Origin of the sequence: Amylolactobacillus amylotrophicus DSM 20534 (genome assembly GCF_001434555.1) — a bacterium.
Lineage (GTDB): Bacteria > Bacillota > Bacilli > Lactobacillales > Lactobacillaceae > Amylolactobacillus > Amylolactobacillus amylophilus.
On sequence record NZ_AZCV01000020.1, the window covers coordinates 1 to 809 of the forward strand.

An 809-nucleotide genomic window follows, 5' to 3' on the forward strand; every position below is an offset into this window, starting at 1 on the left:
GGTTCTGTTGCAAAGTTTTAAATAAAGAATAAAATCCCTTACGGTATCTATGATTTAAGCTGGGATTCCCAATAATACCTTGATTTCAGTACAGACCGAAAACCCGAAGAGAGTGCCTTCTTTTCGGGTTTTCTTATATAATCCTCGAATGGCTTCCATGCCTTTAATCGTGGTAGAGGCAGTGCGTAAACTTCGATAGAATTTATTGCGTCTCTTTACTGGACGATGGTCTTGTTCAATCAAATTATTCAGGTATTTAATGGTACGATGTTCTGTCCCTTGATAAAAGCCGTATTCTTTTAGTTTCTTAAAGGCACTTGTAATAGAGGGGGCTTTATCTGTGACTACAACCTTCGGTTCATCAAACTGCTTCACTAACCGCTTAAGAAAAGCATAGGCTGCTTGTGTGTCCCGTTTTTTACGTAACCAAATATCCAAGGTTAAACCATCTGCATCGATGGCTCGATACAAATAATGCCATTTTCCTTTAATTTTGATGTACGTTTCATCCATTTTCCATGAATAAAAGGATTTTTTATTTTTCTTTTTCCAAATTTGATAGAGTAGTTTGCCATATTCTTGCACCCAACGATAAATCGTCGTATGAGAAACGTTAATGTCACGATCATATAAGATTTCTTGAACTTCACGATAGCTAAGGTTATAACGAAGATAGTAGCCCACGGCTACAATAATCACATCCTGCTGAAATTGCTTTCCTTTAAAATGATTCATCGTCATTCCTCCTGCTATCTTTTTCTATTATTCTACCTTATTTGATAGTAGATTTAAAACTTTGCAACAGAACC

Annotated in this window: 1 protein-coding gene; it reads right to left on the minus strand. The window is 36.2% G+C overall.

Going from position 1 to position 809, the window contains the following annotated elements; all coding sequences use genetic code 11:
* Positions 1-54: 54 nt before the first annotated feature.
* Complete coding sequence (locus FC62_RS07870; RefSeq protein WP_002325565.1) at positions 55-735, minus strand: IS6-like element IS1216 family transposase; 681 nt, start codon at positions 733-735, stop codon at positions 55-57.
* Positions 736-809: the final 74 nt, after the last annotated feature.